At 71.3% G+C, this 12,824-nt stretch carries 12 protein-coding genes; 1 reads left to right on the top strand and 11 read right to left on the bottom strand.

What is annotated here, in order from left to right; genetic code table 11:
* From B042_RS0107475 to B042_RS0107460, 4 genes are all read right to left on the bottom strand, one after another.
* Entirely contained in the window at nucleotides 1–927 is a 927-nt protein-coding gene (locus tag B042_RS0107475; RefSeq protein ID WP_028647770.1) for an RluA family pseudouridine synthase, read from the bottom strand.
* The gene (lspA, locus tag B042_RS22265; RefSeq protein ID WP_051415535.1) at nucleotides 924–1,487 is read right to left on the bottom strand and encodes a signal peptidase II; all 564 of its coding nucleotides are present in this window, start codon (nucleotides 1,485–1,487) and stop codon (nucleotides 924–926) included. The genes B042_RS0107475 and lspA overlap by 4 nt, the downstream gene beginning before the upstream one ends.
* Complete coding sequence (locus tag B042_RS0107465) at nucleotides 1,484–1,894, bottom strand: TraR/DksA C4-type zinc finger protein (protein ID WP_028647769.1); 411 nt, start codon at nucleotides 1,892–1,894, stop codon at nucleotides 1,484–1,486. The genes lspA and B042_RS0107465 overlap by 4 nt, the downstream gene beginning before the upstream one ends.
* Before the next feature lie 251 nt (nucleotides 1,895–2,145).
* Nucleotides 2,146–2,406 (bottom strand): hypothetical protein, encoded by a 261-nt coding sequence (locus tag B042_RS0107460; protein ID WP_028647768.1) that lies wholly within the window; start codon nucleotides 2,404–2,406, stop codon nucleotides 2,146–2,148.
* 360 nt (nucleotides 2,407–2,766) lie between these two features.
* On the opposite strand from B042_RS0107460, the gene ileS reads away from it, so the two are divergent.
* Nucleotides 2,767–5,967: an isoleucine--tRNA ligase gene (ileS, locus tag B042_RS0107455; protein WP_028647767.1), complete on the top strand. Its 3,201-nt coding sequence runs from the start codon at nucleotides 2,767–2,769 to the stop codon at nucleotides 5,965–5,967.
* Nucleotides 5,968–6,019: 52 nt separating this feature from the next.
* Here ileS and B042_RS22260 read toward each other — a convergent pair whose 3' ends face one another.
* The 7 genes from B042_RS22260 to ftsZ form a co-directional block, all read right to left on the bottom strand.
* Nucleotides 6,020–7,204: a hypothetical protein gene (locus tag B042_RS22260; protein WP_028647766.1), complete on the bottom strand. Its 1,185-nt coding sequence runs from the start codon at nucleotides 7,202–7,204 to the stop codon at nucleotides 6,020–6,022.
* A 69-nt stretch (nucleotides 7,205–7,273) separates the two neighbouring features.
* On the bottom strand, nucleotides 7,274–8,149 hold the full coding sequence (locus B042_RS0107445) for a DivIVA domain-containing protein (RefSeq protein ID WP_028647765.1): 876 nt from the start codon (nucleotides 8,147–8,149) through the stop codon (nucleotides 7,274–7,276).
* 138 nt (nucleotides 8,150–8,287) lie between these two features.
* Entirely contained in the window at nucleotides 8,288–8,575 is a 288-nt protein-coding gene (locus B042_RS0107440; protein WP_028647764.1) for a YggT family protein, read from the bottom strand.
* Nucleotides 8,576–8,614: 39 nt separating this feature from the next.
* A complete protein-coding gene (locus tag B042_RS0107435) occupies nucleotides 8,615–9,136 on the bottom strand; it encodes a cell division protein SepF (RefSeq protein ID WP_028647763.1) in 522 nt (173 codons plus the stop codon).
* 131 nt (nucleotides 9,137–9,267) lie between these two features.
* Nucleotides 9,268–9,996: a YggS family pyridoxal phosphate-dependent enzyme gene (locus B042_RS0107430; protein WP_028647762.1), complete on the bottom strand. Its 729-nt coding sequence runs from the start codon at nucleotides 9,994–9,996 to the stop codon at nucleotides 9,268–9,270.
* A gap of 149 nt (nucleotides 9,997–10,145) precedes the next feature.
* Nucleotides 10,146–10,865 carry a peptidoglycan editing factor PgeF gene (pgeF, locus tag B042_RS0107425; RefSeq protein WP_028647761.1) on the bottom strand — a complete coding sequence of 240 codons (720 nt, stop codon included), beginning with the start codon at nucleotides 10,863–10,865 and terminating at the stop codon, nucleotides 10,146–10,148.
* A 208-nt stretch (nucleotides 10,866–11,073) separates the two neighbouring features.
* Nucleotides 11,074–12,561, bottom strand: coding sequence for a cell division protein FtsZ (gene ftsZ / locus B042_RS0107420; protein ID WP_028647760.1), 1,488 nt, complete (start codon nucleotides 12,559–12,561; stop codon nucleotides 11,074–11,076).
* Nucleotides 12,562–12,824 lie beyond the last annotated feature (263 nt).

Here is a 12,824-nt window from a genome sequence, read left to right as displayed (position 1 = left end):
TCACTCCTCCCGGAGCCTGTCCACCGCGGTGGCGAGGTCGTCGGGGTAGGTACTGGAGAACTCCACCGGGCGACGCTCGGTGGGGTGCTCGAACCCGAGCCGGACCGCGTGCAGCCACTGGCGGCGCACCCCCAGGCGCTCGGCGAGCGTGGGGTCGGCGCCGTAGAGCGTATCGCCCACGCACGGGTGGCGCAGTGCGGCCATGTGCACGCGGATCTGGTGGGTGCGTCCGGTCTCCAGCTTGATCTCCAGCAGGCTGGCCGCCCGGAACGCCTCCTGGGTGTCGTAGTGGGTGACCGAGGGGCGTCCGCCGGCCACCACGGCCCAGCGGCCGTCCCCGGCGGGGTGCCGGTCGATGGGGGCGTCGACGGTGCCCCGCAGCGGGTCCGGGTGCCCCTGCACCAGCGTGTGGTAGCGCTTGTCGACGGTGCGCTCCTTGAACGCCCGTTTGAGCACGCTGTAGGCGATCTCGCTCTTGGCCAGGACCATGAGGCCGGTGGTGTTGGCGTCCAGCCGGTGCACGATCCCCTGGCGCTCGGCCGCGCCGCTGGTGGTGAGCTGCACGCCGGAGGAGAGCAGCCCCTCCAGGACGCTGGGGCCACTCCAGCCGACGGTGGGGTGGGCGACCACCCCGATCGGCTTGTCCACGACGACGATGTCGGCGTCCTCGTGGACCACGCGCAGGCCCGGAACGGGTTCGGGGCGCGGCGTGGGTGCGGTGGGCGGCGGCGGGAGCGTGACCTCCAGCCAGGTGCCGGCCTGGACGCGGTCGGACTTGCCCGCCGAGGTGCCGTCCACCAGGACGTCGCCGCCGACGATGAGCTCGGCGGCGCGGGTACGCGAGAGCCCGAACAGGCGGGCGATGGCGGCGTCGAGCCGGTCGCCTTCCAGGCCGTCGGGCACGGGCAGGCTGCGGATGTCGCTCACTCGGAGCCCTCCTTGGAGGAGGGCTCGCCGCGGGTGCCGTCCAGGTTCAGGCCCCTGAAGGTGAGCAGGACCACCAGGCAGGCCCCGACCACCACACAGGAGTCGGCGATATTGAACACCGGGTAGTACGGGACGCTGATGAAGTCGACGACCTCGCCGTGGAAGGGCCCGGGGGGGCGGAACAGGCGGTCGATCAGGTTCCCGGCGGCACCGCCCATCATGAGGCCGAGCGTCACCCCCCACCACACGCTGCGCACCCGCCACCCGAGGTAGGCGATGCCCAGCACGACGGCGATGGCGATGCAACTGAACACCCACGTGAAGTCGGTGCCCATGGAGAAGGCGGCCCCGGGGTTGAACACCAGGGTGAACTGGAGGAGGCTGCCGACCACGTCGACGCGTTCGCCCTCCTCGAAGGCGCGCAGGACCCACTCCTTGGTGGCGAAGTCGGCCGCGATCGCGCCGAGCGCCACCAACAGCAGGAGCGGGTACCTGCGGGGCCGCGGCGGGGCCGCCGCCGTGTTCGTTGTGCTGTCCCCGGAGGGCTCTACCTCAGTCAGCGACGCTCCTCGCGTTGTTTGCAGGTGACGCACAGGGTGGCCCGGGGGAAGGCCTGGAGACGCGCCTTCCCGATCGCCCGGCCGCATGACTCACAGACCCCGTAGGTTCCCGCGTCCATCCGTTCGATCGCCCGCTCGCTCTTGGCGAGCAGGTCACGAGTATTGTAGGCCAACGCCAGATCGTGCTCGCGCTGGAAGGCCTTGGCCCCGGTGTCGGCGGGATCGTCGCCCGCCCCGTCGACCGGGTCCTCCAGACGCGCGGCGAACTCGCTCTCGCTCTCGCGGATCTCGGCACGCAGCGCGGAGATCTCCTCCTTGAGGCGATCGCAGACCTCGGCGATCTCCTCCGACGTCCAGGGGTTCTCCCCCGGGAGAACCGGCAACCCGGCGACCTCGGTGGCCTTCATCGTACTTCCCCTCCCCGACGGGCTCGCCGCCGCCCCAGGCCCCGCGATCGACGCGGGGCTCCCCCGTGGACGGTGGCACAAGCGGTGCCGGAAGCGTAGGCAATACGCGGGCCCAAGGCAACGATCCCGGCCGTGTCAGCCCACACCTGTGCGAACGACGGGAACCGCCCACGGCTTCCCGAACCGCCCCGGCGGTCCGACGCACCCGGGCGTCTCGCACTGGGGGCACCGGGCTGCCCGGAGCCGTTCCCTCACACCCCGACCGCGGCGAACCCGCCGTAGTCCTGGGCGAGTGCTGCCAGGTGCGGCTCGTCGAACACGGCGGGACCGCCGTGCGGGCCGGTGCGCACCTCGATCACCCAGTCGACGTCCTCGGCGTCGTCCTCGCCCGCGAGCATGTCCCTGTGCACGGTGCAGGGTTCATACCCCTGTTCGAGGAGCTGCTCGGCCAGCTCGTCGGCGTCCTCACGGTCGTGCAGGGTCACCAGGACCGCGCGCGCGCTCTCCGGCATGACGACCTCCCTTCCCCCGGCGGCGTGAGGGCGCGGTGCGCCCGCCGCTCTGCGTTATCCTGGCACTCGACAAGGCGTCGATGGGGACGAGTAGCGCTGGCCCCGACCGGACGGACCCAGCCTAAGGTCCGGACGAGCGACCCGGGGACGGTGGGAGCCCGGGGGCACGACCAGCGCGAAGATCACCCCGGAGCCGCCGGAGGAACGGGTGCGCGCACCCCAGTAGAACCGGCACCAGCGCAACGAAGCGGGACCCGCCGTCAGCCGCCCAGCGGCCGGACGCGGTTCCAAGGAGGGTGGTACCGCGGGGCCCCGGCCTCGTCCCTCCGTCAGGCACATCCCTGATGGAAAGGTACGACGGTGGCCAACGACCCCCGGCCCGCACCCCGTGGGCTGCCCCAACTGCCCGCGCAGATCGACCTGCCCGCCGTGGAGCACGAGGTCCTCGGCCGCTGGTCGAGGGAGAACGTCTTCCAGCGCTCGCTCGACCGGACCCGCGGCGGCCCCAACTGGGTCTTCTACGAGGGGCCGCCGACCGCGAACGGCCAGCCGGGCGTGCACCACGTCGAGGCCCGCGCGTTCAAGGACGTCTTTCCGCGCTTTCGGACCATGCGCGGCTACCACGTGGACCGCAAGGCGGGATGGGACTGCCACGGCCTGCCCGTGGAGGTCGCCGTGGAGAAGGAGCTGGGCCTGAGCGGCAAGAAGGACATCGAGTCCTTCGGTATCGCCGAGTTCAACGACCGCTGCCGCGAGTCGGTGCTGCGCAACGTCGACGCCTTCACCGCCATGACCGAGCGCATGGGCTACTGGGTGAACACCGGCGAGGCCTACCGCACCATGGACCCGCAGTACGTGGAGTCGGTGTGGTGGGCCCTCAAGCAGATCTGGGACAAGGGCCTCCTGGTCCGCGACTACCGGATCAGCCCCTACTGCCCGCGCTGCGGCACGACCCTGTCCGACCACGAGCTCGCCCAGGGCTACGAGACGGTGACCGACCCGTCGGTGTACGTGCGCTTCCCGGTGACCTCGGGGCCGCTGGCCTCCCCGGAGCACCCGACGTCGCTGCTGGCGTGGACCACCACCCCGTGGACACTGGTGTCCAACACCGCGATCGCCGTGCACCCGGACGTGGAGTACGTGGTGGCCACCGACGGCACCGAGCGCCTGGTGGTGGCCGAGCCCCTGTTCGAGAAGGTCCTGGGCGAGGGCTGGAAGCTGACCGGCGAGCGCTTCGAGGGCGACGAGATGGAGCGCTGGGGCTACCGGCGCCCGTTCGATCTGGTGTCCTTCGACGAGCCCGCGCACTTCGTGGTCCTGGCCGACTACGTCACCGTGGAGGACGGCACCGGCCTGGTGCACCAGGCCCCCGCCTTCGGCGGCGACGACATGGCGGTCTGCCGCGCCTACGGCATGCCCGTGGTGAACCCGGTGCGCCCCGACGGCGCCTTCGAGGCCGACCTGGACCTGGTGGGCGGCGTGTTCTTCAAGGAGGCGGACCAGACGCTGGTCCGCGACCTGCGGGACCGCGGCCTGCTCTTCCACCGTGAGGACTACGAGCACTCCTACCCGCACTGCTGGCGCTGCCACACCGCCCTGCTGTACTACGCGGTCCCGTCCTGGTTCATCCGCACGACCGCGGTCAAGGACGAGCTGATCGCGCAGAACGACGCCACGAACTGGGTGCCCGAGCACGTCAAGGAGGGCCGTTTCGGCGAGTGGCTGCGGGGCAACGTCGACTGGGCGCTCTCGCGCAACCGCTACTGGGGCACGCCGCTGCCCATCTGGGAGTTCCCCGATGGCCGCCGGATCTGTGTCGGGTCGCTGGAGGAACTGGGCCGGCTGAGCGGGCAGGACCTGTCGGCGCTGGACCCGCACCGGCCCCACGTGGACGACATCGTCATCCCCGACCCCGACGCCGACCCCTCCCTACCCGAGGAGCAGCGGGTGGCGCGCCGGGTGCCGGAGGTGATCGACGCCTGGTTCGACTCGGGGTCGATGCCCTTCGCCCAGTGGGGAGCACCGCACCGCGAGGCCGACACGTTCGAGGCCAACTTCCCGGCGCAGTACATCTCCGAGGCGATCGACCAGACCCGCGGCTGGTTCTACTCGCTGCTGGCCGTGAACACGCTGGTGTTTGGGCGCAACGCCTTCGAGAACGTGGTCGTGCTCGGCCACATCCTCGCCGAAGACGGCCGCAAGATGAGCAAGCACCTGGGCAACGTCATGGAGCCCACCGAGGTGATGGACCGGCACGGAGCGGACGCGCTGCGCTGGTTCATGCTGGTCAGCGGCTCTCCGTGGACGGCTCGGCGGGTGGGCCACACGACGTTGGAGGAGATCGTCCGCAAGGTCCTGCTGACCTACCACAGCACGGCCTCCTTCTTCACCCTGTACGCGAACGCGGGCGAGGGCTGGGACCACTCCCGCCTGGCTCAGGCGCCGGCCCCCGAGGACCGGCCGCTGCTGGACCGCTGGCTGCTGTCGGAGCTGCACGAGGTGGTCCGCGACGTCACCGCCGCTCTGGACGCCTTCGACACGGCCACGGCCGGGCGCCGCCTCACCGCGTTCGTCGACGACGTGTCCAACTGGTACGTGCGCCGCTCCCGCCGCCGGTTCTGGGGCGGGGCGGGCACCCCGGAGGGCGCGTCGGCGTTCGCGACGCTGTTCGAGGCCCTGGAGACGGTCACCCTGCTGATGGCTCCGGTGGTGCCGTTCCTGACCGACCACGTGTGGTCGGCGCTGCGCCGGCCGGACGCCCCGGACTCGGTGCACCTGGCGTCGTGGCCGCAGGCCCGCGAGGACCTCATCGACCCTGAGCTGTCGGAGCGGATGGCGCTCACCCGCCGCCTGGTGGAGCTCGGCCGCTCGGCGCGTGTGGACTCGGCGATGCGCACCCGCCAGCCGCTGGCCCGCGCCCTGGTCGGCGCGCCCGGGTTCGCCGACCTGCCCCGGCAGTTGCGCGACCAGGTCGCCGACGAGCTGAACGTGGAGCGCCTGGACGCGCTGTCCTCCGTGGGCGGCGACCTGGTGGACTACGTCGTGAAGCCGAACTTCCGGGCGCTGGGCCGACGGTTCGCCAAGCGCACCCCGCTCGTGGCCAAGGCCATCCAGGTGGCGGATCCGGCGGAGCTGGTCGACGCGATCCGCGGAACGGGCTGGGCCCAGGTGAGCGTCGAGGACGAGCCGGTGGAGGTCAGCGCCGACGAGCTGCTGGTGACCGAGCAGCCGCGCGAGGGGTGGGCGGTGGCCTCGGAGTCGGGGGAGACCCTCGCCCTGGACCTGGAGCTCACTCCGGAGCTGCGCCGTGCCGGTCTGGCCCGCGAGATGGTGCGGATGATCCAGGAGGCCCGCAAACGGAGCGGTCTGGAGGTCTCGGACCGGATCCACGTGTGGTGGTCGGCCACGGACGAGGCCGTGGGCCGGGCGCTGGCCGAGCACGGTGAGGCGATCGCCGGAGAGGTGTTGGCCGACGCCTTCGTCGCCGGTGAGCCGGGCGGAGACGCCTACACGGTGGACTCGGAGGAGTTCGGTGTGTCCTTCGGGTTCCGCCGGGCCTAGAGCACGGTCCCGGGCGCCGCACCCTTCCGGGGCGGCGCCCGTCGTGTGCGAATCAGCGCGGGCCGACCGCGTCCTCGGGCTCGGTCGGCTCTCCCTCGTCCGGTCTCCCGGCGACCGCGCCGACGGTTTCCGGCGCGTCCGCAGGACCGCTGTCGGCGTCCGTCGGCACGGCAGCGGTGACGGCGGCCTCCGTGTCCTCCCCGCTCTCCTCGGGGGCACGGACGTCGGTGTCGAAGAGTGCGGCGTAGGCGACAGCAGAGTCGGCGGCATCGGCCCCGTCCCGGGGGCCGGTCTCGGTTCCGACCTCCGCCGGAGCGGGGTCGGTGACCTCTCTCTCGGAGTATCCGCTGCCCTCGGGGGCGTCGACGATCGTCTCGCCCACGGGTCCTCCGCCTGTTCCAGCCACGTCGGTGTCCTCAGGGCGGGAACCGCCGGGAGGAGCGGTCGCGGTATCCGTAGCGGCCTCTTCCGGTCCGGCCTCGGCCGCACCGGAGGGTCCGTGGTCCTCCTCGACGCCGGGGACCGCGTCGTCCTCGGAGGACTCCCCATGGCCGGTTTCGGCCTTGGTCGCCTCCGTGCAGGGTTCGGTCACCTCGTCAGGCCCATCCGGCCCATCCGACTCATCCGTCACAGAAGGAACGTTCTCGGTGAAGGCCCCGAGGTGGTCGGGTTCGTTCCGGCTGGGGGAGGAGGGAAGTCTGTAGGAGAAGGGGGGCGGGGGGGTGGTGGGGGAATCGGTTTCGGGGGGAGCTTCCGGGGGGTCGGAGCGGGGGGCGTGGGCTGTGGCGGGGAGTGGCTCCGCCTCGTCCTCCGACGGTCTGTGCCACGCTCCGGCCGTGGGGATCTCCCACCGGGGAACCTCGAAGTCCGGTTCTCCCGCGCCGTGGTGCTCCGCGGCGGGTGGCACCTGGGCGGTTTCCGGGACGGTAGCCTCCCGCACCGGCGGGTGAGCCGGTGCGGGCGCGCGCCCGGAGTGCTCCGGCTGTGCGTACTCGGCCCCGGCCACCGCTGTCACGGGGACGGACGCCTTCCCCAAACCGTCCGTCCCGGGGGCGCGGTGATCCGTCCGGCGTCCGCGCACGCCCGCCTGGACGAGCGCTCCCAGCAGGAGGAGGGAGCTGACGGCGCCCAGAGCCAGGGCGACGTACACCAGGGCGGGTTCGGCGAACAGCAGAGCGGCCGCGATGGCGGCGATCGCCGCCAGCACCGCCACTGCGGCGAGGATGCTGAGGATCACGGGTCGATCAGGGCCTTTGCACGCTTTGATCCGGAGTGTTCAGTGGTCGACCGCTGACGGGCCGTCCTGTCAGCGGCGCTCGTGCGGGGCCTCGCCCGGGTGGAATCCGCCGTGCTGGGCGGGCTCGGGCTGGCCGAACGGGTTGCCCGGGCCCTGGTGCATCGCCGGTCCGCCCCCGGTCTGCGGCCCCATGGTCTGGAAGCCGCCGGTGGTGTTCGGGTTGTGCTCGCCCGGCTGGGACTCCTCGTTGCTGAGCTCGCGCAGCTGGCGCTCGAAGTAGTCCTTCAGGCGGCTGCGGTACTCGCGCTCGAAGTCCTTGAGGACGTTGACCTTGTGCTCCAGCTCCTCGCGCTGCTGCACGAGGCTGCCCATGACCTGGCGGTGGCGCTCCTGAGCGTCGCGGTCGAGGTTCTCGGAGCGGGCGCGGGCCTCACCGATGATCTGGTCGGCCTGGCGGCGCGCCTTGCCGAGGATGTCCTCGGACTCGTGGCGGGCGCGGCCCAGGGTCTCGTCGGCCTCACGGCGGGCGTCGGAGATGGCCTGGTCCGCGGTCTGCTGGGCCAGGGCCAGGACGCGGGCGGCCGTGTCCATGTTCTCCTCGCCGCCCATGGCGAGGTTGGCGCCGGTCATCTGCATCGGCGCGGGCACGGGGGGCTGCGGCGGCTCGACCGGTTGCTGGGCCTGGACGGGTTCCGGACGCCGCTGCTCGACGTGGGGCTCGGGACCGGCGTCCTGCTGCTGGAAGTCCTGCATACCGGCGTTGGGCACCTTGCCCCGCAGGCACTCAGCCAGCTTGCCGCGCAGTTCCTCGTTCTCCTGGATCAGCCGGTCCAGCTCGGACTCGACCTCGTCCAGAAAGGCGTCGACCTCTTCCTCGTCGTACCCGGGCCGGAGCCGGGTGGTACTGAACTGCTTGTTCCGCACATCCGCGGGTGTCAGCGGCATCTTCGTCTCCTTGGCGCGCTTGGAGTCTGTCCGTAGGGACGCTACCTGATCGTGACCTTACGGCATCACAGATCATGACCAAGAGCACATACGGGAATCCGAACTATATCTTTGTCCCATTTCATCCCTGCCTGACCCTTAGATAAGGCTCTGGAGTAGGGAGCTCAGGATCAAGATGATGAAGAAGAGGACCATCACGCTCAAGTCGAGCGCGATGCTCCCCAGTCTCACCGGCTTGATGAACCGGCGCAGGAGCTTCAGGGGCGGATCGGTGATCGTGTACACGACCTCGGCGATCACGAGCACGAACCCGGTCGGACGCCACGTCCTGGAGAAGGACTGCACCATCTCCAGGACCACCCTCGCGATGAGCACGAAGATGAAGATCTGCAAGGCATAGACGAGTACGGTCAGGACGATACTCACGGTCGTTCCTCGACCCAATCTCTGGACAGGTGTGATGGTCTAACTCTGATTGAAGAACCCTCGCTCGGCGATCCGCGCCTTGTCCTCGGCGGTCACCTCGACGTTGGCCGGGGACAGCAGGAACACCTTGTTGGTGACCCTCTCGATACTGCCATGCAGACCGAAGATCAGACCAGCCGCGAAGTCGACCAGACGCTTGGCGTCACTGTCGACCATCTCGGTCAGGTTCATGATCACCGGTGTGCCCTCCCGGAAGTGCTCTCCGATCGTACGCGCCTCGTTGTAGGTACGCGGATGGAGTGTCGTGATCCGGGCCAGGTCGGCGGTGGAAGCCACCATGGTCGAGCCGCCGCGCCGCTCACCCGAGCCCAGGGGGTCGCCGGTGTCCGTCACGTCCTCGCCTCGTGCTTCCTCGCCTCGCGGGGAGTCGACCTCGTGGTCGCGCCCCTCCCGGTCATCGAATTCGTCGAACTCATCATATTCGTCCGCATAGCGGTGATCGTAACGGTCGTCCTCCACGAGGCCGAGGTAGACCGCCATCTTGCGCATCGCGCCGGCCATCCCATGCCCTCCGTCGTCCTCGCGGCCTTCACCGCAGCCAACTCCTCCATCATCACCCGTCCCGCCTCGGCGGTGCGGTCCGCCCATTCGGGCGAATCCCGCAGACAGGCCCCAAGGTCTATGTGGGGACATTACCCCACCAGCGGCGGCCGTTCCCCGAGCAACGCCGCACCGATCCGCAGGTGTGTCGCGCCGTGTGCGATCGCCTCCTCGAGGTCACCGCTCATACCCGCGGAGACCGCCGTCGCACGAGGGTAGCGATCGCGCACACACCTGGCGACCCCTTCGAGCCGGGCGAAGGCCGCCTCGGCGTCCCCTCCCCTGGGGGCCACCGCCATCACACCACCAAGGGTGAGCGCCTCGTGCTCTTCGACACGCCCCGCCAGCTCCAATATGTCGGCCGGATCGGCTCCGCCCCGGGGCCCGACCGCCCCGGAGCGCGCACCGGCGTCCAGGTCGACCTGGAGCAGACAGGTCAGACGGCGTCCGGCGGCCGCGGCACGCTCCCCCAGGGCCCGCACGAGCCGGCCCCGGTCCACCGAGTGCACGACGTCGGCGTAGGAGGCCACCGACCTGGCCTTGTTGGTCTGCAACTGCCCGACGAAGTGCCAGGTCAGATCCAGGTCGGCGGTCGCGGCCGCCTTCGGTGCCGCCTCCTGGTCGCGGTTCTCCCCGACCTCGGTGATCCCGAGCGAGGCCAGGACACGCACGTCACTGGCCGGGTAGGTCTTGGTCACCGCGATCAGGGACACCTCCGCGGGGTCGCGGTCGGCCTTGACGCATGCGGCGTCGATCCTGGCCCGCACCGCGTCGAGGTTGGCACGGACCCGTTCCACACGCGCGGGGTCGAGGTCTGGCACGGTCCTCCCTTTCCGTTCCCGGGTCGGCCGGGGATGCTTCCGGAGCGGTCCGCGCCCCGCCACGGCGGAGCAGCGGTCACCGCGGGTACCAGGGTAGGGCCACGGAACCGGAACGGACACGGGACCGGCCCGTGTCCCCGGCCTCGCGGTCAGGAACGCCAGACGAAGGAGGCCAGCCTCCCGGTCGGTGCCCCGCGCCGGTGGGAGAAGAGCTCTTCGCTCTCCAGCGTGCACCGGCCGTCCGCAGTGATGTCCACCACACCCGCGCGGCGCAGTTGGGCGGTCACGGCCGCACGCATGTCCACCCCGGTGGTGCCCCACCGGGTGATGCACTCCGCCTCGGGCGTCTCCCGCGCAGTCTCGGCCTGGACCTCGGGCGGCACCTCGTAGCACCGCCCGCAGATCGCCGGGCCCAGGAAGACCGACAGCTGGTCGGCACGCGCCCCCTGCGCGACCATCGCCTCGACTAGGCGGGCGGCCACCCCGTGGGCCGTGCCCAGCCGCCCCGAGTGGGCCGCTCCCAGCACACCCGCCCCGGTGTCGGCGGCCAGGACGGGGAGACAGTCGGCGGACAGGGCTGCCAACACCACGTCGGAGCGGGTTGTGACGACCCCGTCGCAGGTCCCCACACCTCCGGGCCCCTCGGCCACGAGCACGTCAGCGCTGTGCACCTGGTTCATCCACGCCACCCGTGCGGCGGAGAAGCCCAAGTCGCGTGCGGCGGCCTCCCGGTTGGCCAGGACCGCCTCCCTCTCGTCTCCCGTACCGAGGCCGAGGTTGAGCGAGTCGTAGGGCGGCGCGCTCACGCCGCCGGTGCGTTCGGTCACGGCGGCGCGGGCCCCGCGCCCCAGTTCGATGACGTTGCCCATCGGAGGTGTTCGTGGTCCTTCCGTTGCCGGGGTCGGATACCAGCGTCCCGACCTTTCTACCCGGCGGGTCCACGGCGGTGCCCCCCCGCCCCGGGCAACGGCGAAGGCCCCGGCACGGTACCAGGGCCTTGCGGGCCGTGTTCTCTTCGGACCGCCCGCCGCCGCCCTCAACAGAGGCCTGCGGCACGGCCCCTCCCATGCTCGGGGCCTACTTCAGGAACTCGGGCACGTCCAGGTCGTCGGGATCGTCGAAGATCACCCGGCGGCGGGGCGTGGGCACCTCGCCGCGCCGCGCCGCCGGCTCGGAGACGGGGCGGACCGGCGCGGACCGCGCGTCCTCGTCCTCTTCCCCGTCCCGGCCCGTCCATGCGGTGTCCTCCACCGCTGAGGCCTGCTCGCGGCGCGGCTCGTAGGAGGTCCGGTAGGACACCGGCTCCGGCTCGGCGGGCGGCGGCGAGACCGGCTCCGGAGCGAGCTGCCGGACCGGCTCCGCCTCGCGGGTCGGCTCGGCGGGACGCACGGGCTCTGCGGTCCGGGACTCGGGGCGCTCGGACTCCGCCGGGCGCGCAGGTTCGGGGGAAGGGGTCGGCTCGCTCTGGGACCGGGACGGGCGGGCCGGCGCGGCCCAGGGGCCGTCGGCCGCCGCACCCCCGGAGGAGGGCAGTGCGGACGGCTCCCCCGCGGCGGGCACGGACCCGGCCCCGGTGGACTCGACGGGGCGGTGCGCCCTCTCGGAGACCCCGCGCAGCTCCGGTTCGTCGAAGCCCGCGGCGATGACCGTGACCCTCACCTCATCGCCCAGCGCGTCGTCGATGACCGCGCCGAAGATGATGTTGGCATCGGGCGCGGCCGAGTTCGCCACCAGTTGCGCGGCCTCGTTGATCTCGAACAGGCCCAGGTCGGAGCCGCCCTGGATGGAGAGCAGCACGCCGTGGGCGCCGTCGATACTGGCTTCCAGCAGGGGTGAGGAGATCGCCATCTCGGCCGCCGCGACGGCCCGGTCGTCCCCCCGCGCCGATCCGATGCCCATGAGCGCCGACCCGGCCCCCGACATGACCGACTTCACATCGGCGAAGTCCAGGTTGATCAGGCCCGGGGTGGTGATGAGGTCCGTGATGCCCTGCACACCCGAGAGCAGGACCTGGTCGGCCGCCTTGAAGGCGTCCAGCACACTGACCTGGCGGTCGGAGATGGACAGCAGCCGGTCGTTGGGGATCACGATGAGCGTGTCGACCTCTTCACGGAGCATCGCTATGCCCGATTCGGCCTGGGTGGCCCGCCGCTTGCCCTCGAATCCGAAGGGGCGGGTGACCACACCGATGGTGAGGGCCCCCAGGGAGCGGGCGATGTTGGCGACCACGGGCGCGCCTCCGGTACCCGTGCCGCCGCCCTCCCCTGCGGTAACGAAGACCATGTCGGCCCCCTTGAGGACCTCCTCGATCTCCTCGCGGTGGTCCTCGGCGGCCTTGCAGCCGACGTCGGGGTTGGCTCCGGCTCCCAGGCCGCGCGTGAGCTCACGGCCGACGTCGAGCTTGACGTCGGCGTCACTCATCAGCAGCGCCTGAGCGTCGGTATTGATGGCGATGAACTCGACGCCCTTGAGCCCCTCTTCGATCATCCGGTTGACGGCGTTGACACCGCCGCCGCCGATGCCGACGACCTTGATGACCGCGAGGTAGTTCTGCGGTGCTGCCACGACGAGGGGCCTTTCCGCTCGCAATACGCCGTTCCCCACCGTGTCCGGGGCCGTGGGCCACCGGAGACGCCGCGGGGACGGCATCCGGTTTACTCCATGCGTTTCGGGCTCCTCCGCGCGTACGGCGCTCCCGACGCCGACGCCAGAGGACCCGGGGCCACCTGAATCCCGCTCCCCACCCTCCGCGGGCGCGGTCCGCTCAGAAGGCGAACCGGAACGGTTCCTGTGTACCCCGAAAAAGCGTGTTTTACTACGTTCTTACG

This window comes from Nocardiopsis sp. CNT312 (genome assembly GCF_000515115.1).
Lineage (GTDB): Bacteria > Actinomycetota > Actinomycetes > Streptosporangiales > Streptosporangiaceae > Nocardiopsis.
This window is presented reverse-complemented; position numbering and strand designations above follow the sequence as displayed.